Source organism: Caulobacter sp. FV2ye17ST, assembly GCF_058680955.1.
Genome location: NZ_CM178727.1, coordinates 3,376,455 through 3,402,390, shown reverse-complemented (window position 1 = coordinate 3,402,390; position 25,936 = coordinate 3,376,455). Strand labels below are relative to the sequence as shown.

The window sequence follows — 25,936 nt, the reverse complement described above, 5'->3', positions numbered from 1 at the left end:
CTTGATCTGGATCAAGGCCTTCGTGGCTGGACCGGCCTAGGGCAGTGCTCTCGGTCGGCGTGATCATTCGCCGTCCGTTTCGGAGCTGTGCATGGACCCCGCCGTCGTCGATCTCTCGAGGCTGCAGTTCGCGCTGACCGCGCTGTACCACTTCCTCTTCGTGCCTCTGACCTTGGGGCTCTCGTTCATGCTCGTCATCATGGAGAGCATCTACGTGATGACCAAGCGTCCAATCTGGCGAACCGTCACGCGGTTCTGGGCCGGGTTGTTCGGTATCAACTTCGTCCTGGGCGTGGCCACGGGCCTGACCATGGAATTCCAGTTCGGCATGAACTGGTCCTACTACTCGCACTATGTCGGCGACATCTTCGGCGCGCCGCTGGCGATCGAGGGCCTGATGGCCTTCTTCCTGGAGGCCACCTTCGTCGGCCTGATGTTCTTTGGCTGGGACAAGCTGTCGCGGGTGGGCCACCTTTTCGTGACCTTCATGGTCGCGGTCGGGACCAACTTCTCGGCCCTGTGGATCCTGATCGCCAATGGCTGGATGCAGAACCCGGTCGGGTCGGCGTTCAATCCCGACACCATGCGCATGGAAGTCTCCGACTTCGGCGCGGTGCTGTTCAACCCGGTCGCCCAGGCCAAGTTCGTCCACACCGTCAGCGCTGGCTACGTCATCGCGTCCGTTTTCGTGCTGGGGGTCTCGGCCTGGTATCTGCTGAAGGGCAAGCACATCGGTGTCGCCAAGCGCTCGATGACCGTTGCCGCCGCCTTCGGTCTGGCCTCGTCCCTGTCGGTGGTCGTGCTGGGCGACGAGAGCGGCTACGCCCTCACCGACAACCAGAAAATGAAGCTCGCGGCCCTGGAAGCCATGTGGGAGACCGAGCCCGCCCCAGCCGGCCTGACCGCCTTCGGCATCCCCAGTCTCGCCGACCGCAAGACCCACTACGAGGTCAAGATTCCCTATGTGCTGGGCCTGATCTCCACGCGCAGCATCGACAAGCCGGTGGAGGGCATCTTCGAGCTCGTCGCCGTGGCGGAGGACCGCATCGAGTCCGGCGTGAAGGCCTATGACGCGCTTGAGCGGGTCAAGGCCGATCCCAAGGATGTCACCGCCCGCGCCGCTTTCGAGCAGCACCGCCGCAACCTTGGTTATGGCCTGTTGCTCAAGCGCTACGTGGCCGATCCGCGTCAGGCCAGCCCCGCGCTGATCCAGAAGGCCGCGTGGGATACGGTGCCCAACGTCCCGGTGATGTTCTGGGCGTTCCGCATCATGGCCGGCATCGGCTTCCTGATGATCGCCATGTTCGCCACGGCCTTTGTCCTGGTCACCCTGCGCAAGCATCAGACCCGTTGGTTCCTGGTGCTGGCCGTGGCGGCCATCCCGCTGCCCTGGATCGCGGCGGAGCTGGGCTGGGTCCTGGCGGAACTGGGTCGTCAGCCCTGGGCCGTGGAGGGCGTGCTGCCCACCTTCCTGGGCGCCTCCAGCCTGAGCGTCGCCCAGCTGTGGACCACCATCATCGCCTTCACCCTGCTCTACGGCGCCCTGGCGGTGGTCGAGTTCGGGCTGATCCTGCGTCACATCAAGAAGGGCCCCTTCGCCGATCAGGAGGCGTCCGCCGCCTCCGCCGTCGGCGAACCGGCCGTCGCCTGAGGAATGACCGTCATGGACCTTCCAATCGACTACGCGACCCTGCGGATCATCTGGTGGGCGCTGATGGGCGTGCTGCTGATCGGCTTCGCGCTTACCGACGGCTTCGACATGGGTGTCGGCGCCCTGCTGCCCTTCGTGGCCAAGACCGACGAGGAGCGTCGGATGGTCATCAACACCATCGGCGCCACCTGGGAAGGCAATCAGGTGTGGTTCATCCTGGGCGGCGGCGCGATCTTCGCGGCCTGGCCATTTGTCTATGCGGTCAGCTTCTCCGGCTTCTACCTGGCGATGTTCCTGGTGCTGGCGGCGATGATCCTGCGGCCGGTTGGCTTCAAATATCGTTCAAAGCGGCCTGATCCGCGCTGGCGGTCCTTCTGGGACTGGGCGCTGTTCGTGGGCGGCTTCGTGCCGGTGCTGGTGTTCGGCGTGGCGGTCGGCAATGTCCTGCAGGGCGCGCCCTTCCGTTTCGACAGTGACCTGCGGATCTTCTATCTGGGCTCGCTTCTGGGCCTGTTCTCGCCCTTCGCCCTGCTGTGCGGCCTGCTTTCGGTGGCCATGCTGGTGCTGCACGGCGCGGCCTGGCTGACCGTGAAGGCCGAGGTGGGACCGGTCACTGAACGCGCCCGACGCTTTGGCGAGATCGCGGGTCTGGCCAGCATCGTGCTGTTCGCCGCCGGCGGCTTCTATGTCGCCTTCGGCGGACTGGGCTTCCGCCTGGAAGGCCTGACCGACGCGGCCGGCCCCTCCAATCCGCTGCGGACAGCCGTCGTCGCCGCGCCCGGCGCCTGGCTGGACAACTATGTGCGCCACGGCTGGATGATCCTGGCGCCCGTCCTGGGCTTCGCCGGCGCCGCCCTGGCCCTGCTGGGCCTGAGGCTGGACAAGGCTGCGCTGTCGTTCACCGGATCGACGGCTTCGACCCTGGGGGTCATTTCGACCGTCGGCCTGTCGATGTTCCCGTTCATCCTGCCCAGCGCCATCGACCCGCGTTCGAGCCTGACGGTGTGGAACGCCTCGTCCAGTCACCTGACGCTGTTCATCATGCTGATCGTCACGGTGATCTTCCTGCCGCTGGTGCTGCTCTACACCGCCTGGGTCTACAAGGTTCTGTGGGGACGCAGCACCACGGACGCCCTGACCACCAACCCCGACCTCTACTGAGGAGACGAGACGATGTGGTATTTCGCTTGGATCCTGGGCCTGGGCCTGGCCGTCGCCTTCGGCGTGCTCAACGGCGTCTGGTACGAGTTCAACCTGTCGGATGACGGCGATGAGGGCCTTTCCGAACCTTGAGCACCACGAGGGCGCGACAAACGATCGCGCCCTTTCCGGCCTCACCGTTAACCGTTGCTAAAGAGCGGATCGGCTCTTGTGTCAGCGTGGCCTGGGGCGCGTGAAGATCGCGACCTGACGCCGTGAACCGTATTCAGGGGACCTATCCATGACCGATCAAGCCGAACCGGCCCTTGAGCTGATCTCCTTCTGCATTGGCGAGCAGGAGTTCTGCATCGACGTGAAGACCGTCCGCGAAATCCGCGGCTGGACTCCGGCGACGCCGATCCCGCACGCCCCGTCCTATCTGCGCGGGGTCATCAACCTGCGCGGCGCGATCATGCCGGTCATCGACCTGCGCAACCGCCTGGGCCTTGGCGTCACCATCCCCGAGACCCGCCACGTGATCGTGGTCGTCGAGTGCCAGGACCGCCTGGCCGGCATCCTGGTGGACGCCGTCAGCGAGACCTTCACCGTGTCGCGCGACCACCTGCAGCCGGCCCCCGACCTAGGCGTCGAGGAACTGCGCTTCATCCAGGCGATCATCTCGATGGAAAACCGCCTGATCACCTATCTGCGCATGAACGACGTGTTCCCGGCCGTCATCCGCGAAGCGGCCTAAGCCCGCCAGCCCCACCGGTTTCAAAAAGCCGCCGTCCGCACCCGCGGGCGGCGGCTTTTTCGTGTCCTAGGCCTTGCGCACGATCAGGGCGGCGGCGGCGTGGAAGCCGGCCTCGGCCTCGGCGGCGGCGGCGACGCCCGCGTGACGGTCAGCGGCGACGCTCATGGCCGCCCGGCCCGTCGTGGGGGCCGCGTAGCTGGCCGAGACCCGGCGGGCGTCCTGGGCGCGCAGTGTGGCGTTCGAGGCCTGGGTCTCGTGCCAGGTCGCCAGCTGGTCGGCGGTCAGCCTGCCCTCGGGCGACGCGTCGGCATGAGGCATGACCTCGCCGAAGCCCAGGGCCACGAAGCCGTGGATGACGCCGTAGTCCTCTTCTGAAAGTACAAACGTAATCTGACGCTCTTCGATCTGGCCTGTATAAACTTCACTTTCCGGGTCGAATTCGCGCAGCACCAGGATGTCGCCGACCGAGAAGTCGCGGTCGTTGCGGCGGATCTCGAAGCGCTTCTTGCCCGAGCGGACAGCGGCGAAATACTGCGGCCAGGTCTTCAGTTCGTGGCGGTGCATGGTCTTGGCCTTCGTATGCGCATCGAGTCGGGACAAATGGGATCGTGGGTGTCGAACGCCAGACCCTAGCGGAGGATTAATCCCGCCGCACGCGGCTGTGGAGCATCCTTGACGCAGGGGAGCCGTTTGACGGCCGGAATAACGCTGATACGCTTTACTGAACAACGATAAGTCAGACGGGGCGGGACATGACGGGCAAGCTTCCCAAGGCGTGCATCATCGGCGCGGGCTGCAGCGGCTTCACCACGGCCAAGCGGCTTAAGGACGTGGGCGTGCCCTATGACTGCTTCGAGATGTCCGACGACATCGGCGGCAATTGGTACTTCAAGAACCCCAACGGACTGTCGGCCTGCTACGAGAGCCTGCATATCGACACCAGCAAGTGGCGTCTGGCCTTCGAGGATTTCCCGGTCCCGGCCGACTGGCCCGACTTTCCCCATCACGCCCAGCTGCACCAGTACTTCAAGGACTATGTCGACCACTTCGGCCTGCGCGAGACCATCACCTTCAACACCCGGGTCGAGACCGCCCGCCGCACCAAGGACGGCCTGTGGGCGGTGACGCTGGGAAGCGGCGAGACGCGGCTCTACGACGTGCTGTTCGTCTGCAACGGCCACCACTGGGACCCGCGCATGCCCGACTATCCGGGCGAGTTCGACGGCGTCGCCTTCCACGCCCACGCCTATAGCGACCCGTTCGACCCCGTCGACATGCGCGGCAAGAACGTCGTGGTGGTGGGCATGGGCAATTCGGCCATGGATATCGCCAGCGAGCTGTCCCAACGCCCGATCGCCAAAAACCTGTGGGTCTCGGCCCGGCGCGGGGTCTGGGTGTTTCCGAAATATCTGAACGGCAAGCCGGCCGACAAGTCGGCCCTGCCGGCCTGGATGCCGCGCAAGCTGGGCCTGGCCCTGTCGCGGTCGGTGCTGAAGAAGACCATCGGCCGGATGGAAGACTACGGCCTGCCCAAGCCCGACCATGAACCGCTGGAGGCCCACCCTTCGGTGTCCGGCGAGTTCCTGACCCGGGCCGGCTGCGGCGACATCAAGTTCAAGCCGGCCATCGCGGCGCTGGAGGGGCCCAATGTGCGGTTCGCCGACGGCAGCGTGGAACAGGTGGACGCCATCGTCTTCGCCACCGGTTACAAGATCAGCTTCCCGTTCTTCGACGATCCGGCCATCCAGCCCGGCGCCGATCACCGCTTTCCGCTGTTCAAGCGGATGATGAAGCCGGACGTCCCCAACCTGTTCTTCATGGGCCTGGCCCAGCCCCTGCCGACCCTGGTCAACTTCGCCGAACAGCAGGCCAAGCTGGCCGCCGCCTATCTGGCGGGGACCTATGCGCCGCCCTCGGCCGACGAGATGGACCGGATCACCGCCAGGGACGAGGTCCGCCATCTGGGCCAGTTCTACGCCTCGGCGCGACACACCATTCAGGTGGATTTCAACGTCTATTGCGCGGACCTGAAGAAGGAGATCGCGCGCGGCGAGAAGCGGGCGAAGGCGGCGGGGAACCGGCTGCCGGTCGCGGCGCGGGCTGAGGGCAAGGTGGTTTCGACCGTCTCGGCGTGAACTCCCTTCCCCCTTTGATGGGGGAAGGGTTGGGGATGGGGGTGACACCGCTTCCGAAAAGAGCGAGGCCTTGCCACTATCCGCCGCCGCATCACCCCCAACCCCGCCCTTCCCCCATCAAGGGGGAAGGGAGAATTAGAGAGCCATGCCGAAGATCGAACTCGACAAGGACACCCGCGCCAAGCTGACCGACGGCCTGTCGCGCTATCTGAAGGACGAGCTGGATCTGGAGGTGAAGGGCTTCGACGCCCAGTTCCTGCTCGACTTCATCACCGAGCGGCTGGGGCCGTACTATTACAATCAGGGCCTCCACGACGCCCAGGCGCTGTTCCAGAAGAAGATCGAGAGCATCACCGACGCGGTCTACGAGCTGGAGCAGCCGACGAAGGGGTTCTGAGCGGGGCGGCTTGGCTCCCCCAGCGTCAGCATTGACCCCCGGCGCGCCAGGCGCATCATCCGTGAACGGCGATCAGTCTGCACATGAGGCGACGACGCCCGGGAGGGAACAGCATGGCGATCGTGGCCCGCGCGGCGAAAGTCTTGCCCCATGCGGCGGAATGAGGCTCAAATCATGACGGGGCGTCATGATCGCCTCGCTCCTGAGTCGCGTTTGATGTCGAATATCGCCTATTTCCCCGCGGCGCCGGTCGTCGACGACCGGCCCGGCAAGCGCGAGCGGACCAAGGTCGCCAACCGCCAGGCCATACTGGATGCGGCGCGGGAAGTATTCGGCGACCTGGGCTATGACGGCGCCACGGTTCGCGACATCATCCGCCGCACCGGCCTCGCCTCGGGGACTTTCTACAACTATTACAAGTCCAAAGAAGAAGTGTTCGACGCCCTGGCCGACGACGGCGCCCGGCGTTTCCGGCCCCTGCTGCGCGAGCAGGTCGAGAAGGCGGTCGATTTCCAGTCGTTCCTCAGCGGCGCGATCCTGGCCTATTTCCAGTTCGTGGCCACCGAGCAGGAGACCTGGCGGCTGAACCGTCCGGCCGGCGAGCCGATCCCCCACGCCCGCGCCACGCCCGAGATCGTGGCGGTGTTCGACGAGGTGCGTGAAGGCTTCGCCAAGGTGCTGGCCCTGGAGCACGCGCCCGCCGTCGACCTGGACTATCTGACCGCCGCCTGCATCGCCGTGGCCCGCGAGGTCAGCGACAAGATGCTGGAGCGCCGGCCCGTCGACACCGCCGGCGCGGCCGAGTTCGCCATCAAACTGATCCTGGGCGGTCTGCCCGCCCTTCCGAAACTTTAGTCCTTCACCCGGAGCCCGCATGGCTGACGTCGCCGTCCAGAAGTTCATTCTGAAAACCATCCTGTCCCTGCCCAGCCCGATCCTGCGGGCCATGTCCGGTGGCGGGGTGGTCTATCGCGGCGGCCGCACCCTGGACCCGCGCTTCCAGTTCTTCGCCCACGCGGCCCAGAAGATGCCGTCGATGACGACCCTGCCGCCCGACGTGGCGCGCGAGGCCAGCGCCAAGGGCCTGGGCGCCGTATCGGGGCCGCCGGAGCCGGGCGTGCGCACGGAAAGCCTGTCGATAGAAGGGCCCGGCGGGCCCTTGCCGCTGCGCGCCTATCGCCCCGCCGAGCAGGACGCCGACGCGCCCCTGATCGTCTTCGCCCATTTCGGCGGCGGGGTGATCGGGGACCTGGAGACCTGCCACGCCTTCTGCGGCATCCTGGCCCGCATCGCCAAGACCGCCGTGCTGTCGGTCGACTACCGCCTGGCGCCGGATCACCGCTTTCCGGCGGGTCTGGACGACGTGCTGGCCGCCTATCGCTGGGGCCGCGACAACGCCGCCCGTTTCGGGGCGCGGCCGGGGACGGCGGCCATCGGCGGCGACTCGATGGGCGGCAACTTCGCCGCCATCGTCGCCCAGGAGATGCAGCGCACGGGCGAGGCTCAGCCGGCCCTGCAGCTGCTGATCTATCCCGCCGTCGACGTGGCCAGCGAGACGGCCTCGATGACGACCTATGCCGACGCCTATCCGCTGAGCCGGCCGATCATGGACTGGTTCATGGGCCACTATATGGGCCCCGACGCCGATCCGGCCGATCCGCGCCTGTCGCCCAACAAGGCGGCCGACCTGTCGGGCTTGGCGCCGGCCGTGGTGATCACCGCGGGCTTTGATCCGCTGGTCGACCAGGGCGAGGCCTATGCCAAGCGCCTGCAGGCCGCTGGCGTGCCCGTGACCTACCGTTGCTATGACAGCCTGGCCCACGGCTTCACGGCCTTCACCGGCGCGGTGCCGGCGGCCGACGCGGCCTGTCGCGAGGTGGCGCGACTGGTGCGCGAGGCGTTCGTCGCGGGACCCGATAAGTAGGACGGGGCGGAGACCGGATAGTCCGGACTTTTTCTGGATAAACCCCACAAAAACATCCGCTCTCCCCGGCGAAAGCCGGGGCGGGGCTAGTGCGGGAGGCGTTCGATTGAATCGCGTGAGTCGCATTGTTCTTCTCCCTTCCCCCTTTGATGGGGGAAGGGCGGGGATGGGGGTGACCCCGCCGGACGGTTTTGCTCGGCCGAGCCCCATCCTGAACCGCTGTCACCCCCATCCCCAACCCTTCCCCCATCAAAGGGGGAAGGGGGCATGAGAGCGCTGGTCGTCGAGAGCCTGGCTCCCGACTACGCCGGCTGCGCGGTCCGCGAGGTCGCCATCCCGACGCCCGGCCCCGGCGAGGTGCTGGTTCGGGTCAAGGCCGCCAGCGTCAACTTCCCCGACCTGCTGATGACCCGGGGCGAATACCAGTTCAAGCCGCCGGTCCCGTTCACCCTGGGCCTGGACCTGGCCGGCGAGGTCGTTGCGCTGGGGCAGGGGGTCTCTGGCTTTTCCGCGGGTGACGCGGTGGTCGGCGGCGCGCGGCTGGGGGCCTTCGCGGAATATGCGGTGGTCTCGGCCGAGGCGCTGAAACCCAAGCCCGAGCGGCTGTCGTTCGCCCAGGCCGCCGCCTATGGCGCGGCCTATCTGACCGCCTATGTCGCCCTGGTGCGCCGCGCGCGGATCGAGCCGGGCGACTGGGTGCTGGTGCACGGCGCGGCCGGCGGGGTGGGGCTGGCGGCCGTGGACCTGGCGAAGGCGCTGGGGGCCAGGGTGATCGCGGCCTCGGCCTCCGATGACAAGCTGGCGGCCATCCAGGCGCTCTATGCGCCTGACGCTGTCGTCAACGTCACCGGCGGCTTTCGCGAGAAGGTGAAAGCCATCACCGGCGGGCGCGGGGCCGACATCATCTATGACCCGGTGGGCGGCGACGTGTTCGACGAGAGCGTGCGCTGCATCGCCTTTGACGGCCGGCTGCTGGTGATCGGCTTCACCTCGGGGCGGATCCCGACGGTCTCGGTCAACATGCCGCTGATCAAGGGCTTCTCGGTGATGGGCGTGCGGGCCGGCGAATATGGCCGGCAGTTCCCGGAGAAGGGCCGCGAGAACGGCGAGGCGGTCTGGCGCATGGCGAACGAGGGCGTGATCGCGCCGCATGTCCATGCCGAACTGCCGCTTGACCGCTGGCGCGAGGCGTTCGATCTGCTGGCGGAGCGCAGGGTTGTGGGCAAGGCGATCATCCGGCCGGATCTGTAAAAAGCTGTCATCCCGGCCAAGCGCGAAGCGCGCCGAGCCGGGACCGCCGGAAACGCAGGCGCATGCCGCGGTCCCGGCTCTTCGCTACGCTACGGCCGGGATGACAGTTCTCACGGCGACTCAGGTTGACAGCCGCAGCCCGTTCCCTTATCCACCGCCCCTCACTCGCGGAGGCCTTGCGGCTCTCGCGTCCCATTATTATCGGAGCCACCTCGTGAAGCGGACATTCCAGCCGTCGAAGCTCGTGCGAGCCCGCCGTCACGGCTACCGCGCGCGTATGGCCACCAAGAACGGCCAAAAGATCGTTGCGCGTCGCCGCGCCAAGGGCCGTAAGCGCCTGACGGCCTAAGAACGGCTCACCCCGTTCTTTCTCCCGCTTCGGCGGGAAGCACAGACCATGATAAAAGCCGCCTTTTCCCAGAGCCTGACCTCAGGTTTTCGCCGGAAAGGGCGGCTTTTTTCATGACCGCGATCCAGCCAGCGGATGCGGTGAAGATCGAGCGCCTGAAAAAGCGCCCCGATTTCCTGAAGGCCGCCAAGGCCCCGGCCCTGTCGCGCGGCGCCGTCTTCATGCAGATGCGCGCCCGGCTGGACGACGATCCCCTGATCCGCGTGGGTTTCACCGCCACCAAGAAGGTCGGCGGCTCGGTCGAGCGCAATCGCGCCAAGCGCCGCCTGCGCGAGGCCGCAAGGCTGTTGCTACCCCTTCATGGCCGTCCCATGTACGACTATGTATTCATCGCGCGCGGCGGCACCCGCACCCGCGAATGGGGGCGTTTGCTTGACGATGTGAAAACCGCGCTGATAAGCCTCGCGGCCGAACATGATCGCGCGGAGGCTCGGGCCAGGCTGGCTCAATCCGCTGATCTTCCCAAAGACCCGTCTTCTGACGCTCAACCTGCTAACCCAGGCGCGCCCGATCCCTCTGTTTCCGGTTAAGTCATCCATGCAGAACGACAACAAAAACACGTTGATGTTCATCGTCAGCGCGTTCGCGATCCTGATCGGGTACCAGTTCTTCATCCTGGGTCCGCAGCAGAAGCAGGCCGAGGCCCAGCTGGCGGCCAAGAAGGCGGCCGAAGCCAAGATGGTCGCGACCCAGCCTGGCGTGGTGCTTGGCCCCGACGGTCGTCCCGCGCCGCTGAAGCTGTCGCGCGACGCCGCCAAGGCTCAGAGCCCGCGCGTCGCCGTCGATACGCCGGCCCTGTCGGGTTCGATCTCGCTGAAGGGCGGCCGCATTGATGACCTGTGGCTGAAGAAGTACGCCCAGACGACCAAGAAGGCCTCGCCGCCGGTCGAGCTGTTCCGCCCCGAGGGCGCCGAGCACGCCTGGTTCGCTGATTTCGGCTGGGCCGGCGCCAACCTGCCGGGCCTGCCCGACAGCCGCACCGTCTGGACCGCCGCGCCGGGCCAGACCCTGACCCCGACCTCGCCGGTCGTCATGACCTATGACAACGGCCTGGGCCTGGTCTTCACCCGCACCATCTCGGTCGACGCCGATGCGATGTTCACCGTCGCCGACAGCGTCCGCAACCAGGGCGCCCAGACCCTGTCCCTGGCCCCCTACGCCACCGTCCAGCGCCAGGGCATCCCGGCCGACCTCGGCAAGAACCAGATCGTCCACGAAGGCGCCATCGGCATGTTCGGCGGCGCCGACGGCAAGAACCACGAGCTCAAGCAGTCCAAGTACGGCAAGTGGAAGAAGGACAAGCCGCTGGAGGCCTTCCCGTCGAAGGGCGGCTGGGCCGGCATCACCGACAAGTACTGGCTGACCGCCCTGATCCCGGATCAGGCCCAGGACATCACCGCCCAGTACCGCGTCACCCAGGCGGGCCCCGTCGACATCTATGACGTCAACTTCGTCGGTCCGACCAAGGTCCTGGCCCCCGGCCAGACCCTGGTTCAGAGCACCCGGCTGTTCGCCGGCGCCAAGACCGTGCCGCTGCTGCGTCAGTACGAATATGGCGGCCAGCCTCCGGCCTGGTGGAAGTTCTGGGACAGCCGCAAGGCCGACGTGCCGCGCTTCGACTGGGCTGTCGACTGGGGCATGTTCTCGTTCTTCACCCGCCCGATCTTCAATATCATGGAGATGTTCTACAAGTGGGTCGGCAACTTCGGCGTCGCCATCCTGCTGCTGACCGTGGCTCTGAAGCTGGTGCTCTATCCGCTGGCCGACAAGAGCTATGAATCCATGGCCAAGATGAAGAAGATCGCCCCCGAGGTCGAGAAGCTCAAGGTCAAGTTCAAGGACGATCCGACCAAGCAGCAGCAGGAAATGATGGCGCTGTATGGCAAGGAGAAGATCAATCCGATGATGGGCTGCCTGCCCATGCTGGTGCAGATCCCGGTGTTCTACGCGCTCTACAAGGTGCTGACGGTGACCATCGAGATGCGGCACGCGCCGTTCTTCGGCTGGATCCAGGACCTTTCGGCCCGCGACCCGTCGACCTTCATGAACCTGTTTGGCCTGATCCCCTGGGATCCGGCGACCGCCCCGCTGATCGGCGCCTTCCTGTCGGGCCCGCTGCACATCGGCGTCTGGCCGCTGCTGTACGGCTTCACCATGTGGCTGACCACGGCGATGAACCCGCCGGCCGCCGACCCGATCCAGCAGAAGATCTTCCAGTTCTTCCCGATCATCTTCACCTTCACCCTGTCGCAGTTCTCGGTGGGTCTGGTGATCTACTGGTGCTGGTCCAACGTTCTGACGATCTTCCAGCAGTACATCATCATGCGCCGCTACAAGGTCGAGAACCCGATCGACCAGATCATCGCCCGCTTCCAGCGCAAACCCTCCGTGGCGACCTGATGACCGAACCCAACTTCGCGCCGCCTCCCGGTCCCGTCTTCACCGAGGAAGAGATCGAGGCGGCGCGCGTGCTGTTCGCCCAGCCGGTGGCCTTCATGATGGGGGCGGTCAACATGGACGGCCTGCCCCATCCGATCGCGCCGGAAGTGTGCTTCGCCGGCCGCTCCAATGTCGGCAAGTCCAGCCTGATCAACGGGCTGGTGGGGCAGAAGTACCTGGCCCGCGCCTCCAACGAGCCGGGCCGCACGCGGGAGATCAACTTCTTCCTGCTGGCCGAGAAGCTGCGCCTGGTCGACTTGCCCGGCTATGGCTTCGCCCGCGCCTCGAAGACCACGGTCAGCAAGTTCCAGGACCTGGGCCGGGCCTATCTGCGCGGCCGGGCCACCCTGCGCCGCGTCTATCTGCTGATCGACGCCCGCCACGGCCTCAAGAAGGTCGACCAGGAAGCCCTGGACGCCCTGGATACGGCGGCGGTCTCCTACCAGATCATCCTGACCAAGTCCGACAAGATCAAGCCGCACGAGGTCGAGAAGGTCACCGCAGAGACCGTGAAGGCCATCGCCAAGCGCCCCGCGGCCTTCCCGCGCGTGCTGGCCACCTCGTCGGAAAAGGGCCTGGGCATGCCGGAACTGCGGGCCGAGATCGCCCGGGTCTGCCTGGACGAATAGGGCGCGGGACCGAACGCCCGCGCTCGGCCACCGGCCGCGCCGGGCGCCTGGCGAAATATTCCGTCGCCGCGCCCGGCCAGGCCATTGACGGCGGCAAACCAGGGTTCCATCTGGGTCTCAGATCAACCCTAGCCTGCGGCCGGTCCCACCCCATGATTTTCCTGGCCGCCGCGACCTCGTCGCGCTGTCGAGCGACGCCGCCTGCCCGCTTCTCGGCGCCGTTCGGCGAGGCGGCGCGATGAGCGAACCGTCGATCTTCTTTTCCGAGGTCAACGAGCGGCAGGGCGCCTTCAACCGCCGCGCATTCCTGATGGGCGGCCTGGCCGGCGGCGGTCTGCTGGCCTTGGTTGGACGGCTGGTGCAGCTGCAGCTGGTCGAGGCCCAGCGCTACCAGAAGCTTTCCGCCGGCAACCAGTTCAACTACCGCCTGGTCTCGCCGCCGCGCGGCGCCATCTACGACCGCAATGGCGTGTCCCTGGCCTCCAACCGACCCAATTTCCGCCTGATGGTGACCAAGGATGTCGGCTTCAACGCCGAGGCGACGCTGGACGATCTGGCCCAGGTGGTTCCCATCGACGCCGCCCGCCGATCGCGCCTGCTGAAGGACCTGGCCCGCGCGCCCCGCAAGACGCCGGTGGCCGTCATGGAGGACATGACCTGGGAGGAGTTTGCTCGCGTCAGCATCCGCGCCCCCGAATTGCCCAGCGTCACCGCCGATATGGGCGACGTGCGCGTCTATCCCTTCGGCGGGGCCTTCGCCCACGTCATCGGCTATGTGGCCAAGGTCTCCGACCGCGACCTGACCAAGGCCAAGGCCGATCCCAACCAGGATCAGGCGCTGCTGCATCACCCGGGCTTCCGGATCGGCAAGCTGGGCGTCGAAAAGGCCTTCGACGGTCCCCTGCGCGGCCAGGCCGGCGCGACCAAGGCCGAGGTCGACGCCCAGGGGCGCACGGTGCGCCTGGATCCCGAGGGCGACATCCCGGCCCGGGCCGGCGCCGATATCCGCCTGACGCTGGACGCCGACATCCAGAACCGCGCCCTGGAGGTGATGGGCGAGGAGAGCGGGGCCATCGTGGTCATGGACTGCCGCAATGGCGACCTGCTGGCCATGGCGTCGGCGCCCAGCTTCGACGCCAACCGCTTCGTGAAGGGCCTGTCCTCGCCCGAGTACCGGGCGCTGGCTGAGTACGAGCGTAAGCCGCTGCTGGACAAGGTGATGACCGGCACCTATCCGCCCGGCTCGACCTTCAAGCCCACCGTGGCCATGGCAGCCCTGACGGCGGGCGTGGACCCGACCGACCGGGTGCTGTGCACCGGCGGCTGGGCGTTCGGCGGCCGGGTCTGGCACTGCCACAAGAAGGGCGGTCACGGCCTGCAGGACATGCACGCCGCCATCAAGAACAGCTGCGACGTCTATTTCTATCAGATGGCCCTGCGCATCGGGCCCGACCCGATCGCTGCAGCCGCCACGGCGTTCGGCTTTGGCGGAACCTTCGACATCGGCATTCCGGGTCAGAAGAAGGGGCTGGTCGGCTCGCGCGAGTGGAAGAAGAAAACCTTCAAGCGCGACCCGGTCTGGCATCCGGGCGACAGCGTGCCGTTCGGGATCGGCCAGGGCTATATCAACGTCAACGCCCTGCAGCTGGCGGTGATGACCGCGCGGCTGGCCAACGGGCGCAAGGCGCTCAATCCGCGTTTGCTCAAGTCCGTGGGCGGGATCGAGCAGCCGCACGGCGACGCCGTGCCGGACCTGCCGTTCAGCCAGGCGCATCTGGAGATCGTGCGCGCGGGCATGGCGGCCGTGGCCAATGATCCGACCGGGGGAGCCTTCGTTCAGAGCCAGCTGGGCCTGGGCGACGTCAAGATGGCCGGCAAGACGGGCACGGCCCAGGTGCGCCAGTATGCGGCCGGGGCCTCGCGCAGCAACCAGGGCATCGCCTGGAAGCTCAAGGACCACAACCTGTTCATCGCCTTCGCGCCTTACGATGATCCCCGCTACGCCCTGTCGGTGATCATCGAACACGGCGGCCAGTTCGGCTCCAGCGCCGCCGCGCCCCGCGCCCGGGAGGTGATGCGGGTGGCCCTGCTGAAGGACCCCGAGATCCGGGCGCGGATCGTGCGGCCCACGCCCCTGCCGGACCCGCCGGGCACGACTGACGGCGAGTCTGATACCTAGCCGTTTTACGCCCGCTTCCCTCCCGCGCGGCCAGCCAGGTTATGATGCTGTATGAGCAAAGCCGTTGTCCTCATCGCCGCCGACCATCACGGGGTCGCCCTGAAGGCGCACCTCGTCCGCTGGCTGGAGCAGACCGGCTATGCGCCCTGCGACCTCGGCGCGCACGGCGCCGACCGCTGCGACGCCCTGGACTACGCCCGGAAGCTGGCGGCGGAGTTCCAGTCAGGGTCGGTCAGGTTTGGCATCCTGATTTGCGGTTCGGGCCAGGCGATGGCCATGACCGCCAATCGCTATCAGCACTTGCGCGCGGCGCTGTGCGGCAGCGTCGAGATGGCCAGAACCACCCGCGAGCACAACGACGCCAACGTGCTGGTGCTCGGCGCGAATTTCACGCCACAGGACGAGGCGCTGAAGATCCTTCAGGCCTTTCTGGACACCGATTGCCTGGGCGGCCGATACGCCGAGCGCCGCGATGCCCTGACGGCCCTGGGCGGGCTTTGAGCGTGGGAAAGCGCCTCTACGACCCCAGCCGTCTGTAGGTCGCATTGCAGCGCGCGTTGCACTGGGCCCACTGGCTGGGACAGATGTCGTCGTCGCCGGCCTTGCAGAAATAGTAGCTCCGCGCGCAGGCCGCGCGGCACTGGCCGGGGTCGCCGCCCGGGCGGCTGGACGCCAGCGGGATCAGGGGCTGCAGGGCGGTCTGGGGAACGATCGCCACGGCGGGCGGCGCGGCCTTTTTCGGCGCGGGCTTTTGGTCGGCGCCGGCCGGCGAGGCCAGGGCGAGAGACACAAGCAACAGGGGCAGCAGGCGGCGCATGGGAAGAGCCTAGGGCCCGGCAGTTAAGGTTTGGCTAACCATGTTTTCCCTCTCCCCTTGCGGGAGAGGGTGGCCCGCGAAGCGGGTCGGGTGAGGGGTCTCGCGGGCCTTTCCGACAGGGTCTTCAACCCCTCATCCGTCGTCTGCGCCGACACCTTCTCCCGCAAAGGGAGAAGGCGTTCAGCCCTTCAGCTTCTCGATCAGCGCCATCGCCGCCGCCGGATTGCGCACCTTGGCCCCGGAGATGAAATAGGCGAACACGTCGCCGCGTTTGGCCCAGTTGCGCGTCTGGGTGACCACGCCGTCCAGTTCTTCCGATGTCATGCCGGTGGGTTCGTCCTCGCGGCTGCACATCAGGCGGGCATAGGTGAAGTCGGCGGTCGGCTCGTCGATGCGGGGCCAGTCGGGCGACTCGTCGTCGACGGCATAGACGATGGCCGCGCCGTACTTGGCGGCCAGGTCATAGAAGGCCTGGGTCTGGAAGGTGGGGCTGCGCACTTCCAGCGCGTGACGCGCGCGGCGGCCGCCGATCTCTTTGGGCAGCAGCTTCAGGAAGCCCTCGAAGTCGACCGGATCGAACTTCTTGGTGGCCATGAACTGCCAGTTGATCGGGCCCAGCTTGTCGCCCAGTTCTTCCAGCCCCTGGGTCAGGAATTTTTCCAGCGAGTCGTTGTTCTCCGACAGCACCCGGCGATTGGTGCAGTAGCGGCTGGCCTTGACCGCGAACACGAAGTCGTCGGGCGTCTCATCGCGCCACTTCATCCAGCTGTTGGGCTTGAAGGTGGAATAGTAGGTGCCGTTGATCTCGAGGCTGGTCAGGTTGGACGAGGCATATTTCAGCTCGTCCTTCTGCTTGACCGTGTCGGGATAGAACACGCCCCGCCAGGGCTCGAAGGTCCAGCCGCCGATGCCGGCCCGGATGACGCCTGCGGACATGTCTGTTCCCTTCCTGTTCCGTCGCCACCCTAGAAGACCTCGGCGGGAGTCGGCAAGAGGCGTCAGCCGCCCACCACGTGCCGGGGCGTTCCGGCCGCGAAGGCTTCGATATTGCCCAGGGTCACGGCCATGATCCGCTCCACCGCTTCCCGGGTGTCATAGGCCACGTGCGGGGTGACGATCACATTGGGCAGTTTCAGCAGGGCGTGGCTGGCGACCAGGGCGCGCAGGCCCTCGGGCGCCGGCGGGGTCGCCGAGCGGAAGATCTGGGCCTCGTCGCGCAGCCACGGCTCCTGGCTGAGCACGTCCAGCGCCGCGCCGGCGATCTGGCCGGTCTGGAGCGCATTGAGCAGGGCCTCGGCGTCGACCACCCCGCCGCGCGCGGTGTTGACCAGCACGGCCGAGGGCTTCATCGCCGCGAACTGGGCGGCGCCGATCAGGCCCTCGGTAGCCGGGCCGCCGGGAATGTGCAGGGTCAGCACGTCGCAGGCGGCGATCAGGGCGTCGAAATCGACATAGGCGAAGCCCAGGGCCCTGGCGGCCTCCGGATCGGGCCGCATGTCGAAGGCGATGACGTCCATGTCGAAGCCCCTGGCGATCCTGATCACCCGGCGGCCGATCTGGCCCGTGCCGACCACGCCCAGCGTCTTGCCGCCCAGGTCAAAGCCCCTCAGGCCGCCCTGCGAGAAGTCGCCACGCCGGGTGCGCTCGACGGCCTGGGGCAGCTTGCGGGCCAGGGCCAGCAGCAGGGCGAAGGCGTGTTCGCCCACGGTGGGGTCGCCATAGTCGGGAACGTTGCAGACCGTGATCCCCTGCGCGCGGCAATAGTCGAGGTCCACATGGTCATAGCCCGTCGAGCGGGTGGCGATCAGGCGCAGCTTGGGAAAGCCGGCCAGGGTCGCGGCGTCGAGGCGGGAATCGATGAAGGTGGAGACGGCCTCGGCCTGCTCGAAACGCGCGTCAGCGATGGCGGGCGCGTCGACGAAGGTCACGGCGTGATCGAGCGCCAGTTGCCGGCACGCCGCCCGTTCCCAGTCCTCGGCTTCGAAGATGACGATGTTCACGGGCGGCCTGCCTTCCTGGAGGTTGGGCGGCAGGTTTAGCGGCGCGGCTGCAATTCCTGAACCTCAACCTGACTCGTCCGCTTGTTGAACACGCAGGTCGCCTTGCCGCGCGCGCCCTTCATGTGCTTGGGCCGGTAGACGCCCTCGACGGTCGAGACGGTCACGGCCTGAAAGGTGTCGGCATAGGCGGTGATCCTGGTGTTGCGCAGCTCGCCTGCGGCCTTGACGCAGGCGCGGTCGGAGCGGTCGCGTAGGTCCTTCCAGGCGGCGTCGCTGGAGGCGAGGGCGAGGGCGGGGGCGGCCGACAGGGTGAGCAGGGCGAGGGTGCAGGCGACGAGACGCATGGGGGATAATCCAAGGGTAATGGCTTAGCTTAACGCCCGGCGACCCCAGCCGGTTCACATGACGCTCGCTTCAGCACTCCACCCGATTGACCGACAGCCCCACCGCCAGCCCGCCCATGGACGTCTCCTTGTAGATCTCGTTCATGTCCTCGCCAGTGCGCTTCATGGTGGCGATCACCTTGTCGAGGGAGACGCTGTGCTGGCCGTCGCCCAGCAGGGCCAGGCGGGCGGCGTCGATGGCCTTGATGGCGCCCATGGCGTTGCGCTCGATGCAGGGGATCTGAACCAGCCCGCCGATCGGATCGCAGGTCAGGCCCAGATTGTGCTCCATGCCGATCTCGGCGGCGTTCTCGATCTGGGCGTTGCTGCCGCCCAGAGCCGCGCACAGGCCGGCGGCGGCCATCGAGCAGGCGACGCCCACCTCGCCCTGGCAGCCCACCTCGGCGCCGCTGATCGAGGCGTTGCGCTTGTAGAGCGCGCCGATGGCGGCGGCGGTCAGCAGGAAGACGCGGATCTGCTCGGGCGTGCCGTTGTAAAAGCGCACGAAGAACCGCAGCACGGCCGGCACCAGCCCCGCCGCGCCATTGGTGGGGGCGGTGACGACGCGGCCGCCGGCGGCGTTCTCCTCATTGACCGCCATGGCCCACAGATTGACGAAGTCCATGGCCGCCAGCGGATCGCTGATCTGGCGCTCCATGCGGCCCTGGATGGTCTGGTGGATCTGGCGGGCCCGGCGCTTGACGGAAAGGCCGCCGGGCAGGACGCCGTCCTGGCGCATGCCCCGGTCGATACAGGCTTCCATCGCGTTGAAGATGCGGTCGATGCCGGCGTTCATGTCGTCCAGCGACATCCGCGCCAGCTCGTTGGCGCCCATGACGCCGGCGATCGACAGGCCTGCGTCGGCGGCGCGTTGCAGCAGGTCGGCGCCGCTCTCGAACGGGTGAGGGACGGGCAGGTCTTCCTCAGGCGGCGCGTTGCGGCCCATCTGGGCCTCGTCGCGCACGAAGCCGCCGCCGATCGAGAAATAGGTCCGCTCGGCCAGCACGGCGCCGGCCTTGTCATAGGCGACGAAGGTCAGGCCGTTGGGATGCTGGGGCAGGCGCTCATGGCCCAGCCAGACGATGTCGCGGGCCTCATCGAAGGCGATCCCGGTCTCGCCGCCCAGGGTCAGCCACTGGGTCGCGCGGGTCTCGGCCAGGGCCGCCTCGCCGGCGTCGGGATCCAGGTCGGCCGGGACGAAGCCCATCAGGCCCAGCATCACCGCCCGGTCGGTGGCGTGGCCGCGTCCGGTCAGGGCCAGAGAGGCGTAGAGGCGGGTCTCGACCCGGGCCACGCCGGAGAGCTCGCCGCTGTCGCGCAGGCGACCGACGAACAGCCCGGCGGCTGTCATCGGGCCCATGGTGTGGCTGCTGGACGGACCGACGCCGAGCTTGAAGAGGTCGAAGACCGAGGCTGTCATGGTGATGGCTTGAAGACTTTTTCAGGATCGCCCCGACCTCCAAAACCCGCTTTCCCCGGCGAAGGCCGGGGCCCAGATTCAGCCTGAGCGATTTGGGTTGTCGCGCCTGCTATCCGGATAGGCTCAAAGGCGCTCGTGGGTTCGATCTGGGCCCCGGCATTGGCTTCGCCGCACTGGCGTGTCGCCGGGGAGAGCGGAAGTTGGTGGGGCGACCGCAGAAAGCTGGCCGCCCCGCACGTCATCTACTTGCGCTGCGCCTTGGTCGCGTCGCGGGCGCCCTTGAACTCAGAGCCCTCGCCCCATTCGGGCCAGCGGGTCGAGGTGGCCAGGTCCTGGCCCAGGCCCTGGATCAGGCTGATGTCGGCGCGCATGCCTTCCAGGTTCCAGCTGTCGTTCCACTCGTCGGCCGGCTGGTGGTAGGCGTTGATGCGGTAGGCGTCGGCGAAGGCCTTGCCTGCCGCCACGCCGCCCTCGACCAGATCCTCGCCCGAGCCGAACGAGATGGCCGGCACGCCGCGCTTGGCGAACGGGAAGTGGTCCGAGCGGTAGAAGTAGCCGGCTTCCGTGGCGGGGTCGGGCGTGTAGGTGCGGCCCACCTTCTTGCCGTGGGCGATCAGGTCGTCCAGCAGGCCCAGCTTGGCGCTGCCCGAGATGGTGAAGTCCTTGGCCGGACCGGCCGGATCCAGGGCGTCGGTGTTGAGCACGCCCACGGTCTTGGCCAGCGGATACAGCGGGTTGGCCGCATAGTATTCCGAGCCCAGCAAGCCCTTTTCCTCGGCGGTCACGGCCAGGAAGACCAGGGTGCGGTCGGCGCGCGGGCTCTTGGCGAAGACACGGCCCATTTCCAGCATGGCGGCGATGCCGGTCGCGTTGTCGACGGCGCCATTATAGATCGTGTCGCCCTTGGCGTCGGCCAGGCCCACGCCCAGATGGTCCCAGTGGCCGGTGAAGAACACCGTCTCGTCGGGACGCTTGGCGCCGGTCAGCTTGCCGACCACGTTCTTGGACACGATCACCTTGGGCTCGACCGCGTAGTTGGCCGAGAAGGTCGCGCCCTTCAGTTCCACCGGCTTGAAGTCGCGGCTCTGGGCCGCCTTCTTCGCGGCGTCGAAATCCAGGCCCGCCGCCTTGAACAGCTCGACGGCGGTGTCGCGCTGGATCCAGCCTTCCAGGGCTGGGTGCGACTTGGTCGGCTCCTTGCGGACGATGTCGAACATCGTGTTGGTGTTGGAGTTCTTGACCGTGGCCCAGCCGTAGGAGGCTGGCGCGGTCTCGTGCACGATCAGCAGGCCGGCGGCGCCCAGGCGGGCGGCTTCTTCGTACTTGTAGGTCCAGCGGCCGTAATAGGTCATGGCCTTGCCGCCGAAGTCGCTGGAACCCGTCTCGAAGTCCGGGTCGTTGATCAGCACGACGACGATCTTGCCCTTGACGTCCAGGCCCTTGAAGTCGTCCCAGTTGCGTTCCGGAGCTTTCACGCCATAGCCGGCGAAGACGATCGGGGCGTTCTGGATCGACACCTTGTCGACATTGGTCATGGCGGCGCGGATCGCGATCTGCTCGCCCTGGTTCAGGACGATGTGGCTGTTTCCGACCATCATGTGGGCGCTGACCGGGCCCTTGATCTCGAACATGCCCAGCGGCACGTCCTGGGTCCAGGCACGCTTGCCGTCCTTCAGGTCGCCGCCGGGCTCAAGGCCCGCGGCCTGCATCTGCTCGACGATATAGGCGACGGTCTTGGTCTCGCCGGCCGTGGCCGGGCCGCGGCCCTCGAACGCGTCCGAGGACAGGGTCTTGATGTGGGCGGCGAGCCGGGCGGTGTCGATCGCCGGCGCGCCGGCGGGGCCTTGCGCGAAAGCGGGGGCGGCCAGCATGGGCGCGGTCAGCAGGGCGGTGGCGAGCAGCAGGCGTTTCATCGTTGTCACTCTTTGGAGCAAATCTTGTCGTTGGCGCGGGACCGTATCCGGGGTCTTCGGCGAGGGCTAGGGGGCCGGGGTCAGGAACTCACCCGCCGCCCGTCCACTGCCCAGCGTTCCAGCGTCTCGCCGTCCCAGACGTGCAGGGCGTCATAGAGGTTGATGGTCGGATCGCAGTGGCCGGGCTGCAGCCAGACGATGTCGCCCACCTGCGGGGCGTCGGCCGGGAAGGCGCGCGCGGCGTCGGCGTCGGCGGCCGTGACGGCGCCGGCGAAGCCCAGCGGGTCGCGGCCGCCGGCCTTCAGCACGTCGATCATGGAGGGGTGGGCGATCAGGCCGTGCTCGTCGCCCATGGGCCGCCACAGCGAGCCGGGCGCGGCGCCGGCGATGACCCGGGCCGGCGGGCCGTCCATCGACACGGCCTTGAAGCCGGCGTCGACCACCACGTGGCTCTTGTGGCGCGTCGAGACCACGCTGGACGCGATGTAGAGCGACGGTTCGAACGGCCAGTCGCCGCCGCCGGGCGCGCCGCACTGGTCATATTCGACGTCCATCACCGCGTAGGAGCCGGCCTGCAGCTCGGTGAACACGCCAGACGCCAGGTCGAAGGCGTGGGTGCCGGTGCCGCCGCCGGTGACCACGGGCGGGGGCAGGCCGGCGGCGGTCAGCTCGGCGACCAGAGCCTTCAGTGTCGCGAAGGCGGCTTCGTCGGCGGAGCGGCGCAGGTCGCCGTCGTCCATGTGCTGCAGATGGCCCAGATAGGCCTGGATCCCGGCGAAGCGCAGGCCCGGCGCGGCGTCGGCGGCGCGGGCCAGTTTCAGGGCGTCGTGCGGATAGGCGCCCGTGCGGTGGGTGCCCAGGTCCAGGTCCACCACCAGGTCCAGCCGCGTCCCGGCCGCGACGGCGGCGTCCGACAGCCGGTCGATCTGGCCTTCGTCATCGGCGGTGACGCCGATCTTGGCGCCGCCTTTGGCCAGAGCCGCCAGGCGTGGCGCGGCCCAGGGCGGGGGCGCGGCGGTGACCAGCACGTCGGTGATCCCGCCGGCCACGAAGGCCTCGGCCTCGCCGACGGTCTGGGCGCACAGGCCGACCGCGCCGCGCTCGACGATCAGCCGGCCCAGGGTCGAGCACTTGTGGGTCTTGCCGTGGGCCCGCAGCCGCACGCCGGCGGCGGCGCAGAGGGCCTGCATGCGGTCGAGGTTGCGGAGCAGGGCGGCCTTGTCGACGACGAGGAGGGGCGTTTGGGGGAGGGTGGCTACGCCTGCAAACTTCATCAACCGCTCATCCCTATTTTTTCGTCATCCCGCGAACACGTCGCGGGATGACGGGGTTGGTTAGATCTCACCCTTGAGAACGCTCGCGAACAAGGCCGGATCGACATTGCCGCCGGAAAGGACGATCGCCGAGGTCTTTCCCGCCACGTCGATCTTGCCCGCCAGCGCGGCCGCCAGGGCCACGCAGCCGCCGGGCTCGACCACCAGCTTCAGCACCGAGAAGGCGTAGCGCATGGCCTCCGCCACCTCGGCGTCGGTCACCGCGACCACGCCGGTCAGGTTGCGCTGATTGATCGGAAAGGTCAGCTCGCCCGGGATCGGGGTCAGCAGGGCGTCGCAGATCGAGCGGGCGTCCTTGTCGATGGTCTCGCGCTGGCCGGAGATCATCGAGCGGCGGGTCTCGTCAAAGCCGGCCGGCTCGACGCCCCAGATGTCGGTGGCGGGAGACAGGGCGCGGACGGCGGTGCTGGTTCCGGCGATCAGCCCGCCGCCGCCGACGCAGCAGATCAGCGTGTCCAGCGACGCGCCCAGCGCCCCGGCCTGCGCGACGATCTCGACGCCCAGCGTGCCTTGCCCCGCGATGATGTGCGGATCGTCATAGGACGGCACGACCACGCAGCCGCGCGCGCGCGCGATCTCGTCGGCGATGGCGACGCGGTCCTCGGTGAAGCGGTCATAGAAGCGGATCTCGGCCCCGAAGCCGCGCGTGCCCTCGACCTTCACCGCCGGCGAGTCGGACGGCATGACGATCAGGGCCGGGCAGCCCAGGATCTGGGCCGCCAGGGCCACGCCCTGGGCGTGGTTGCCGGACGAGAAGGCCACGACGCCGCGCTTTTTCTCGTCATCGCTCAGCTGGCTGAGGCGGTTATAGGCCCCGCGAAACTTGAAGGCCCCGGCCCGCTGCAGGGTCTCGGGCTTGAGCAGCACCCGGCCGCCGAGGCGCGCATTCAGGGCCGGGCTCTCGATCAGCGGGGTCTCGACCGCGAGGCCTTTCAGGCGGGCGGCGGCGGCCTGGATGTCGGAAAGTGTGATGCTCATGCGAAAAGGTCTAGCTCGCGCGCGCCCTGATCGAAACCCTTTGCGAGCTTCGCCGTTCAAGCCATAAGCGGCTCGGGGTTGGGCTGTTCAGGGATATCCAGAATGAAGACCGCACTGTTCGCCGCCGCCGCTGTCGCGGTGCTGGGTTTGGCCGCGCCCGCCATGGCTGACGAAATCTTTGTCGGCGTCTACAAGCACGATGTCACCTTCATCGGCGAGGCCGTGGGCCTGGGCGCCGCGGGGCGTGAGGACGGGGTCGACATCCATGTTGGCTATCGCACCGACCGCATCGAAAGCCTGACCTGGCTGGGTCGCCCGCAGGTCCACACCTTCGTGTCGATCAACAGCGAGAACACCTCCAATTTCGTGGCGGCGGGCTTTGACTGGCCGATCGAGCTGGGCGCACCGGGCGGCTTCTATCTGCGCCCGGGTTTTGGCCTGGCCTATACCGATGGCAAGGCCGGCCTGCCGCCCGCCAACGCCCCCAACCTGACGCCCGAAGAGCGCGCCCGCCGCACCAATCTCTATTACACCCGCATCGATTTCGGCTCGAAGGTGCTGTTCGAGCCCGAGATCGCCCTGGGCTACAAGTTCAACGACAGCTGGTCAGGAGAGCTGTCCTACACCCACCTGTCGAACGGCCAGATCTTCCATCAGGGCAAGAACCAGGGGCTTGACGACGTAGGGGTTCGGCTGGTCTACGCCTTCTGACTTCGCTCGCCTTTTCAGGCGAGCCACCGCCCACAATTGAATAAACGTCTGCGGCCGAGTCCTGTCGAAGGGCCGCTGGACGTCACCGGGCAGGTGACAAGGCATATCTCTACCATGGCCAATGTGACCGTCGTCGGCGCCCAGTGGGGCGATGAAGGCAAGGGCAAGATCGTCGACTGGCTGTCCAACCGGGCGGATGTCGTCGTGCGCTTCCAGGGCGGCCACAACGCCGGCCATACGCTGGTGGTGGACGGCAAGGTCTACAAGCTGGCCCTGCTGCCCTCGGGCGTCGTTCAGGGCAAGCTGTCGGTCATCGGCAACGGCGTGGTCGTCGATCCCTGGCACCTGCTGGGCGAGATCGCCAAGATCGCCGAACAGGGCGTGATCATCGGTCCGGACCTGCTGGTGCTGGCCGACAACGCCACCCTGATCCTGCCGCTGCACAAAGACCTTGACCAGGGTCGCGAAGCCGCGTCCAGCCAGAAGATCGGCACCACCGGTCGCGGCATCGGCCCGGCCTATGAAGACAAGGTCGGCCGCCGCGCCATCCGCGTCGCCGACCTGGCCGACCCTGAGGCCCTGAAGCCCAAGATCGAGCGCCTGCTCAGCCACCATGGCGCCCTGCGCCGGGGCCTGGGCCTGCCCGAGGCCGACGGCGCGGCGCTGTTCGACCAGCTGATGGAGATCGCGCCGCAGATCCTGGCCTATGCCCAGCCCGCCTGGCGCCTGCTGGACCAGGCCTACAAGGCCGGCAAACGCATCCTGTTCGAAGGCGCGCAAGGCGCCCTGCTGGACGTCGATCACGGCACCTATCCGTTCGTCACCTCGTCCAACACGGTCGCCGGCCAGGCCGCCGCCGGTTCGGGCATGGGCCCCAAGGGCCCGGGCTATGTGCTGGGCATCGTCAAGGCCTACACCACCCGCGTCGGCGAGGGGCCGTTCGCCTGCGAGCTGGATGACGAGGTCGGCAAGCACCTGTCGACCGTCGGTCGCGAGGTCGGCGTCAACACCGGTCGGCCGCGTCGCTGCGGCTGGTTCGACGCGGTGCTGGTGCGCCAGTCCGTGGCCATCAACGGCATCGACGGCATCGCCCTGACCAAGCTGGACGTGCTGGACGGCCTCAAGACCCTGAAGATCTGCGTCGGCTACAAGATCGGCGACCGCGAGGTCGACTATCTGCCGGCCGGCATGCGCGACCAGGCCGCCGCCGTGCCGATCTACGAGGAGATGGAAGGCTGGAGCGAAAGCACCGCCGGCGCCCGCTCGTTCAAGGACCTCAACGCCAACGCCATCAAGTATGTGCGCCGGGTCGAGGAACTGATCGGCGCCCCGGTGGCCCTGCTGTCGACCAGCCCCGAGCGCGACGACACCATCCTGATGCGCGATCCTTTTCAGGGATAGAAATTGCGCGACCGGCGTTGCGTAAACGCTTGTGAAGCTTGTTCGGACTAGCGTCCCCGCGACTTGGCGTT

The 25,936-nt window shown here is 67.6% G+C and carries 26 protein-coding genes; 17 read left to right on the top strand and 9 right to left on the bottom strand.

All coding sequences use genetic code 11. From position 1 onward, the window contains the following. Nucleotides 1-91 precede the first annotated feature (91 nt). The 4 genes from ACW17V_RS16215 to ACW17V_RS16200 all read left to right on the top strand — a co-directional run bounded on the left by ACW17V_RS16215 (nucleotide 92) and on the right by ACW17V_RS16200 (nucleotide 3,545). A complete protein-coding gene (locus ACW17V_RS16215; protein WP_492106088.1) occupies nucleotides 92-1,651 on the top strand; it encodes a cytochrome ubiquinol oxidase subunit I in 1,560 nt (519 codons plus the stop codon). 12 nt (nucleotides 1,652-1,663) lie between these two features. After that, entirely contained in the window at nucleotides 1,664-2,812 is a 1,149-nt protein-coding gene (gene cydB, locus ACW17V_RS16210; protein WP_492106087.1) for a cytochrome d ubiquinol oxidase subunit II, read from the top strand. Between the two features lie 12 nt (nucleotides 2,813-2,824). Further along, nucleotides 2,825-2,944, top strand: a complete 120-nt coding sequence (gene cydX, locus ACW17V_RS16205) for a cytochrome bd-I oxidase subunit CydX (RefSeq protein WP_419252411.1) — start codon at nucleotides 2,825-2,827, stop codon at nucleotides 2,942-2,944. A 148-nt stretch (nucleotides 2,945-3,092) separates the two neighbouring features. Continuing rightward, nucleotides 3,093-3,545, top strand: a complete 453-nt coding sequence (locus ACW17V_RS16200; RefSeq protein ID WP_492106086.1) for a chemotaxis protein CheW — start codon at nucleotides 3,093-3,095, stop codon at nucleotides 3,543-3,545. A gap of 66 nt (nucleotides 3,546-3,611) precedes the next feature. Here the strand turns inward: ACW17V_RS16200 and ACW17V_RS16195 are convergent, their stop codons facing one another. Continuing rightward, a complete protein-coding gene (locus tag ACW17V_RS16195; RefSeq protein WP_492106085.1) occupies nucleotides 3,612-4,109 on the bottom strand; it encodes an ASCH/PUA domain-containing protein in 498 nt (165 codons plus the stop codon). 188 nt (nucleotides 4,110-4,297) lie between these two features. On the opposite strand from ACW17V_RS16195, the gene ACW17V_RS16190 reads away from it, so the two are divergent. The 11 genes from ACW17V_RS16190 (at nucleotide 4,298) to ACW17V_RS16140 (ending at nucleotide 15,409) form a co-directional block, all read left to right on the top strand. Continuing rightward, the gene (locus ACW17V_RS16190) at nucleotides 4,298-5,680 is read left to right on the top strand and encodes a flavin-containing monooxygenase (protein WP_492106084.1); all 1,383 of its coding nucleotides are present in this window, start codon (nucleotides 4,298-4,300) and stop codon (nucleotides 5,678-5,680) included. A 145-nt stretch (nucleotides 5,681-5,825) separates the two neighbouring features. Further along, nucleotides 5,826-6,077: a DUF2164 domain-containing protein gene (locus ACW17V_RS16185; protein WP_492106083.1), complete on the top strand. Its 252-nt coding sequence runs from the start codon at nucleotides 5,826-5,828 to the stop codon at nucleotides 6,075-6,077. A 216-nt stretch (nucleotides 6,078-6,293) separates the two neighbouring features. Continuing rightward, complete coding sequence (locus ACW17V_RS16180) at nucleotides 6,294-6,932, top strand: TetR/AcrR family transcriptional regulator (protein ID WP_492106082.1); 639 nt, start codon at nucleotides 6,294-6,296, stop codon at nucleotides 6,930-6,932. Nucleotides 6,933-6,951: 19 nt separating this feature from the next. Continuing rightward, on the top strand, nucleotides 6,952-8,001 hold the full coding sequence (locus tag ACW17V_RS16175) for an alpha/beta hydrolase (RefSeq protein ID WP_492106081.1): 1,050 nt from the start codon (nucleotides 6,952-6,954) through the stop codon (nucleotides 7,999-8,001). Nucleotides 8,002-8,268: 267 nt separating this feature from the next. Then, nucleotides 8,269-9,252, top strand: a complete 984-nt coding sequence (locus ACW17V_RS16170) for an NADPH:quinone oxidoreductase family protein (protein WP_492106080.1) — start codon at nucleotides 8,269-8,271, stop codon at nucleotides 9,250-9,252. A 214-nt stretch (nucleotides 9,253-9,466) separates the two neighbouring features. After that, nucleotides 9,467-9,601 (top strand): 50S ribosomal protein L34, encoded by a 135-nt coding sequence (rpmH, locus tag ACW17V_RS16165; RefSeq protein ID WP_012284717.1) that lies wholly within the window; start codon nucleotides 9,467-9,469, stop codon nucleotides 9,599-9,601. 113 nt (nucleotides 9,602-9,714) lie between these two features. Continuing rightward, nucleotides 9,715-10,191: a ribonuclease P protein component gene (gene rnpA / locus ACW17V_RS16160; protein WP_419318354.1), complete on the top strand. Its 477-nt coding sequence runs from the start codon at nucleotides 9,715-9,717 to the stop codon at nucleotides 10,189-10,191. A 7-nt stretch (nucleotides 10,192-10,198) separates the two neighbouring features. After that, nucleotides 10,199-12,061 (top strand): membrane protein insertase YidC, encoded by a 1,863-nt coding sequence (gene yidC / locus ACW17V_RS16155; protein WP_492106079.1) that lies wholly within the window; start codon nucleotides 10,199-10,201, stop codon nucleotides 12,059-12,061. Next, nucleotides 12,061-12,729: a ribosome biogenesis GTP-binding protein YihA/YsxC gene (gene yihA / locus ACW17V_RS16150; protein WP_492106078.1), complete on the top strand. Its 669-nt coding sequence runs from the start codon at nucleotides 12,061-12,063 to the stop codon at nucleotides 12,727-12,729. The genes yidC and yihA overlap by 1 nt, the downstream gene beginning before the upstream one ends. Nucleotides 12,730-12,967: 238 nt before the next feature. Further along, complete coding sequence (gene mrdA, locus ACW17V_RS16145) at nucleotides 12,968-14,908, top strand: penicillin-binding protein 2 (RefSeq protein WP_492106077.1); 1,941 nt, start codon at nucleotides 12,968-12,970, stop codon at nucleotides 14,906-14,908. 51 nt (nucleotides 14,909-14,959) lie between these two features. Further along, nucleotides 14,960-15,409 carry an RpiB/LacA/LacB family sugar-phosphate isomerase gene (locus ACW17V_RS16140; RefSeq protein ID WP_492106076.1) on the top strand — a complete coding sequence of 150 codons (450 nt, stop codon included), beginning with the start codon at nucleotides 14,960-14,962 and terminating at the stop codon, nucleotides 15,407-15,409. Between the two features lie 16 nt (nucleotides 15,410-15,425). Here ACW17V_RS16140 and ACW17V_RS16135 read toward each other — a convergent pair whose 3' ends face one another. From ACW17V_RS16135 to ACW17V_RS16100, 8 genes are all read right to left on the bottom strand, one after another. Continuing rightward, complete coding sequence (locus ACW17V_RS16135) at nucleotides 15,426-15,725, bottom strand: hypothetical protein (RefSeq protein WP_492106075.1); 300 nt, start codon at nucleotides 15,723-15,725, stop codon at nucleotides 15,426-15,428. 180 nt (nucleotides 15,726-15,905) lie between these two features. Continuing rightward, nucleotides 15,906-16,661, bottom strand: a complete 756-nt coding sequence (locus ACW17V_RS16130) for a DUF72 domain-containing protein (RefSeq protein ID WP_492106074.1) — start codon at nucleotides 16,659-16,661, stop codon at nucleotides 15,906-15,908. Between the two features lie 62 nt (nucleotides 16,662-16,723). Then, entirely contained in the window at nucleotides 16,724-17,725 is a 1,002-nt protein-coding gene (locus ACW17V_RS16125) for a hydroxyacid dehydrogenase (RefSeq protein ID WP_492106073.1), read from the bottom strand. Between the two features lie 35 nt (nucleotides 17,726-17,760). After that, nucleotides 17,761-18,069 (bottom strand): hypothetical protein, encoded by a 309-nt coding sequence (locus tag ACW17V_RS16120; protein WP_492106072.1) that lies wholly within the window; start codon nucleotides 18,067-18,069, stop codon nucleotides 17,761-17,763. A 70-nt stretch (nucleotides 18,070-18,139) separates the two neighbouring features. Further along, complete coding sequence (locus tag ACW17V_RS16115; RefSeq protein ID WP_492106071.1) at nucleotides 18,140-19,528, bottom strand: L-serine ammonia-lyase; 1,389 nt, start codon at nucleotides 19,526-19,528, stop codon at nucleotides 18,140-18,142. Between the two features lie 242 nt (nucleotides 19,529-19,770). Next, nucleotides 19,771-21,441: a M28 family metallopeptidase gene (locus ACW17V_RS16110; protein WP_492106070.1), complete on the bottom strand. Its 1,671-nt coding sequence runs from the start codon at nucleotides 21,439-21,441 to the stop codon at nucleotides 19,771-19,773. An 80-nt stretch (nucleotides 21,442-21,521) separates the two neighbouring features. Beyond that, a complete protein-coding gene (locus ACW17V_RS16105; protein WP_492106069.1) occupies nucleotides 21,522-22,715 on the bottom strand; it encodes a DSD1 family PLP-dependent enzyme in 1,194 nt (397 codons plus the stop codon). Between the two features lie 60 nt (nucleotides 22,716-22,775). Next, the gene (locus tag ACW17V_RS16100; RefSeq protein WP_492106068.1) at nucleotides 22,776-23,753 is read right to left on the bottom strand and encodes a threonine ammonia-lyase; all 978 of its coding nucleotides are present in this window, start codon (nucleotides 23,751-23,753) and stop codon (nucleotides 22,776-22,778) included. Between the two features lie 102 nt (nucleotides 23,754-23,855). Between ACW17V_RS16100 and ACW17V_RS16095 the strand changes: the two genes are divergently transcribed. Both ACW17V_RS16095 and ACW17V_RS16090 read left to right on the top strand, forming a co-directional pair. After that, nucleotides 23,856-24,464: an acyloxyacyl hydrolase gene (locus ACW17V_RS16095; protein ID WP_492106067.1), complete on the top strand. Its 609-nt coding sequence runs from the start codon at nucleotides 23,856-23,858 to the stop codon at nucleotides 24,462-24,464. Nucleotides 24,465-24,578: 114 nt separating this feature from the next. Continuing rightward, nucleotides 24,579-25,865 (top strand): adenylosuccinate synthase, encoded by a 1,287-nt coding sequence (locus ACW17V_RS16090; protein WP_492106066.1) that lies wholly within the window; start codon nucleotides 24,579-24,581, stop codon nucleotides 25,863-25,865. Nucleotides 25,866-25,936 lie beyond the last annotated feature (71 nt).